The sequence below is a fragment of the Komagataeibacter europaeus LMG 18890 genome, from assembly GCF_000285295.1.
Taxonomy (GTDB): domain Bacteria; phylum Pseudomonadota; class Alphaproteobacteria; order Acetobacterales; family Acetobacteraceae; genus Komagataeibacter; species Komagataeibacter europaeus.
This window is the reverse complement of the sequence record NZ_CADP01000159.1, coordinates 1-4743: the sequence shown is the minus strand read 5'-3', so window position 1 is coordinate 4743 and position 4743 is coordinate 1. Positions and strand designations below refer to the sequence as shown.

At 54.6% G+C, this 4743-nt stretch carries 2 protein-coding genes; both read right to left on the bottom strand.

Annotation, left to right across the window (positions count from 1 at the left end; genetic code table 11):
* Positions 1 to 35 precede the first annotated feature (35 nt).
* Positions 36 to 4019, bottom strand: a complete 3984-nt coding sequence (locus GEU01_RS23455; protein WP_019087401.1) for a DEAD/DEAH box helicase — start codon at positions 4017 to 4019, stop codon at positions 36 to 38.
* 333 nt (positions 4020 to 4352) lie between these two features.
* The coding region (locus tag GEU01_RS19510; protein ID WP_019086499.1) for an ATP-binding protein at positions 4353 to 4743 on the bottom strand (391 nt) is incomplete at its 5' end.

The window sequence follows — 4743 nt, the reverse complement described above, 5'->3', positions numbered from 1 at the left end:
AGTTCTGCGAAAAATCAATCAAACCGCTTTCTGATTCAGGCTCTAAGACAATCAGAGGAATATAGAAGATCTTTCCCTTTGATAAAATCTTGCTTTAGAGTGCGGGTCCAGCTAATTTTAGTGGGGTTGGTATCAATAAACTTATCCACCTCATTGTCTCGTGCCTGTCTATTCGAGACTGGGTATGCTTCATTAAAACGCTTGAGTTCCTGATTATAGGCTGAAATGGTGGTTTGCATATTGCCTGCCAGAGCCTTTTCTCCAGCATTCCAGCACCACGCATCTCGCTGGGTTTTGACTCCAGCTGAATAGGTCGCGAACAAAACAGGCCCGGCATCTTTCTCTTTACTGCCGATAGCGATGAAATTCCCGAAGCTGTCATCCCGTTGCCGTAGCCAGTCGCCATGTTCATCCGGTGTGATTGTCTGCCATAGATCTTCGCCAGTCAGGCCATTGATGCTGGCCAGTTCCTGAATACGTTTCAGCTTCTGCTCACGGGTCAGATAATCCCCAATATCGTGGAACAGAATACGACCCTGTTCCTTTGCATTTGGATTCTTAACCATGAGGGAAATGGCAATCGGCGCCCGGCTTCCAGCATCGAATATCTTTCCACCTTCTTTGCGAGATGTTTCCCCTGATGTACGCTGGTTCCCCCGCAGATGAAACACATGGATGGAGGAAAATTCTTCGGCCAGACACCGGCGTAAACCATTTGCCGTATTGGCATCCAGAAAGCCTGCGTTGGTCACGAAACCGATGACGCCACAATCCCCAATGCGGTCAGATGACCAGCGAATGGCGCGGATATAGCTGTCATACAGGGCGCGCTTGTTCGTGGCACTGGACCGCTCCGCATAGGTCTTCGCAATCCGCGCATCCAGAGTGGGATAGGCCACATTCTGGTTGTTATCATTCCCACTTTCCTGCCCCACGGAGTACGGCGGGTTCCCCATGATCACACGGATATCCAGCTTCTTCTGTTTGTGGATACGCCGGTTGTTGTCCTCTAGGGTCGCACTTACCAAGTCATGCGGTTCATTCAGCCTGAAGGTATCCGTTAGGCAGATACCCTCAAAGGGTTCATATGTTCCGTCCATTAGGTCGAAGAATGTAGCCTCGATATTGATGGAGGCGATATAGTAAGCCAGCAGGACAATTTCGTTAGCGTGCAGTTCCTGCCGGTATTTATGGAGCATTTGCTCCTTCGTGATCAGCCCGCTCTGCAATAACCGGGTGATGAATGTGCCCGTGCCCGTGAAGGGGTCCATGATATGGACGTCCTTGCTCCCAAGGGTCTGACCGAACTCGCTTTCCAGCACGTCATTGATGGAACGGATGATGAAATCCACAACCTCAATAGGCGTGTAGACAATACCCAGGCGGTCCTTCAGGCGTGGGAAGGCTTTTTGGAAAAAGCCGTCATACAGTTCCTTGATGACCTTCTGGCGGCCATAGGACGTATCAATACCCGAAGCCCGTTCACGGACGCTGGTATAGAAAGCCTCCAGCCTGTCCGTTTCCTTGTGTAGGCTGTGCTTGTCCAGCGCATCCAGAACCGTCTGCATGGCTCTGGACATGGGGTTGTCGCCAATGAAGCTATGGCCAGCGAACAGGGCTTCGAACACGGGGCGGGTGATGAGATGTTGTGCCAGCATCTCGATGACTTCGTCCTCGCTGATGCTGTCGTTCAGTTCCGTTCGCAGGTCTGACGTGAATTCCTTGAACGAGGTCCGGGCTTCCACGTTGTTGGGATTCTCCAGAATGGTTTTGATGCGGGTGATGTGGGTCTGGGCAATCCGGGCGATATCATCGGCCCAGTCTTCCCAGTGATGACGGTTGCCGACCTTCTTGACGATTTTGGCATAGATAGCCCGTTCAATTTCCCCAACTTCAAATTGCAGGGTTTCCTGCCTGTCGTCGTCAGGGAATGAAGCCTTCTTTCCAATTTTGTAGGACGAATGGGCTTTCTGGGTTGTGCCTGTTGTCAGGGCCTTTGTCTTAGCCGTGATCTTCTTCGTGACCGCGATGACTTCCATGCGGGATGTGTCAGGTCTGGCCTGAAGATCCATCTTGTTGATCATGTGATCAAAACGGTCATCGTGGGAACGCAGGGCCTGAAGCACCTGCCAGACCACCTGATAGGTCTTGTTGTTATCCAGAGCCTGGTCTGGCTCAACCCCAGCCGGGATAACTACGGGCAGTACGACATAGCCCCGCTTCTTGCCTGGTGCGACCCGCATCACACGGCCCACGGACTGGACCACATCCACCTGTGAATTCCTGGGGGTCAGGAACAGGACTGCATCCAGCGCCGGCACGTCCACCCCTTCGGACAGGCAACGGACATTGGATAGAACCCGACATATGCCTTCCGGGGGCTCGTCCTTCAGCCAGGCGAGTTTGCCTTCCTTTTCGCTGGCATTCATCCCGCCATCGACGTGTTCGGCTTCGCAGACCAGACGGGCGTCAGGTTCAATGTCTTCCTGTTCCTGATATTCCTCCACGACCTGCTGGAACATATCGGCAATCTGGATGGAACTGACCTTGGGTGTCCTGCCCTTGTAGTCGGGAGAAATGACCTGACAGAAGGCAACGGCCCGTTTCATCGGTTCGGGTATGGTCGTCCCCTCACGAGGCAATCCGCCCGTCGCCAGCGCCTTCCAGCATCCAACAATTTTGGAGGCATCGGAGACGGTCAGGCCGTTATCGGGGTCATCCAGAAGCTTTTGGACACTACGGCTGACGGTTCCCTCGTCAACCGCCAAGACAATGACCTTGTAGTCCACCAGCAGTTTGCGCCGGACGGCCTCGGAGAAGGTGATGACATGGAACTCAGGCCCGTAGATGGCCACATTGTTCATGCCATAGACAATGGCCCCCTCTTTTTCAGCCTTTTCCCGCGCCACATCGCCGTAAATACGCGGGGTGGCAGTCATGTAGAGTCGGTGCCTGCCAGCCAGATAATTCTGGTTATGGACGCGGACGAAGGCGCTATCGTTTTCCTCACCCCCGAAAGTGACCCCTGTTGTCCTGTGCGCTTCATCGCAGACGATCAGATCGAACTCGGGGTAGTCATGCTCCTTCTGGGCATGGCTGATGACATCGATGGAATGATAGGTCGCAAACACGACCGTCATATGCGCGTCGTCATGCCGTTTGGCGTGTTCGGTCGCCAGACGGCCGGGACTGGTGGTTGCCGGGTAGCGGATTTCGTGGATGTTGACCTTAATCTCGTCGTCGTTCTTCGCCTTCTTTTTTCCCACGTCACTGTCGGAACAGACCGCGAAGCTGTGGAGCGGTACCTGACTTTCCTGGGTCCATTCGGTCAGGGTCTGGGACAGCAGGGACAGGCTAGGGACGAGGAACAGGACACGACCACCGGCCCCGACCTGCTGTTCCGCGATTTTCAGGCTGGTGAAAGTCTTGCCCGTCCCGCAGGCCATGATTAGACGGCCACGGTTATGACTCTTGAAGCCGGCCAGAACCCGGCGGATAGCGGTTTCCTGATGCTCGCGAGCTTTCTTCTGCGCCCGCAGGATAGGAGCAATCTTGGGCTGATATTGCGACCAGTCAATCAGGCTGGTTTCCAGGTCATACAGATCAATCTTGCTGACGGGCGGATGCTGGTCCGCAAGCGATGCCTCGGCATTGTCGGTCCAGTGGTTGGTCGTGGCGACAATGATACGTCGGGCAAAATGCTTTTTTCCCGAGGCGGTGAAAAAGCTGTCGATATCCTGCTTGCTGATACGGTGAGACGGGGCATAGAATTTGCACTGGATGGCATGGTATTCACCGGTGTCCCGCGTTCTGGCGACCAGATCGATGCCCGTGTCTTTCGCGACATAGCCTTCTTGGGTTGCCCAGTCCTTGTATGTCCATACCTGGTCATACAGGTCCGCGTAGCTCGGCTCTGTCCGCAGATAGCAGACAATCAGTTCCTCGAAGTAGGTGCCTTTCTCGCGCTCTGTGACGGATAGATTTCTGTAGGTATCAAGCAGTTGGGAAAGCGCGGACATAATCGGGCAAGCCTTTGGACGGTCTGAAAATTACGTCTGGCCAGATTAGCCCTTGCCACAGGGATGGGGAATAGAGCCTGCTGACAAAAGGTTTTTTAGACTGACGTGGACATGATTCAACGCTGGTATTTGCGGAAATCTATGAATGCGTGGCGATCAGACGGACGAAGAAGGGGCGATCATTGGCGACCTGCTTCCATCTGTGTCAATCGGCACTCAAAAATAACCCCTGATCGGCATGCAATATTAACCCCCTGTTGAAGGGCCGGCCTGTCTCCTGAAGCCGTAGGCGTAAGGAGACAGGCCGGGGCAGGTATGGATCTGGAGAGAGGTTCAGTTACGGTTCCTGAACCGCCAGCTTTCGTTCCCTGTCTCGATGATGTCGCAGTGATGGGTCAGACGGTCGAGCAGTGCCGTGGTCATCTTGGCGTCGGCGAATACACTGGCCCATTCACCGAAGGACAGGTTCGTGGTGACAATGACCGAGGTCTGTTCATAAAGGCGGCTGATCATATGGAACAGCAACTGTCCGCCAGACTGGGCAAAGGGCAGGTATCCCAGTTCGTCGAGGATGACAAAGTCCAGTCGGCCGAGTTGTTCGGCCAGCCGACCCGCCCTTGCCGCCCGACTGTCAGCCTCAAGCCGGTTGACCAGGTCCACCACGTTGAAGAACCGGCCACGCCGACCTGTGCGGATGCAGCTCCGGCCAATGGCCGTGGCCAGG

What these genes read in the sequence shown, in the direction of transcription:
- GEU01_RS23455 (WP_019087401.1), bottom strand. Translation starts at nt 4,019, where the DNA reads ATGTCCGCGCTTTCCCAACTGCTTGATACCTACAGAAATCTATCCGTC.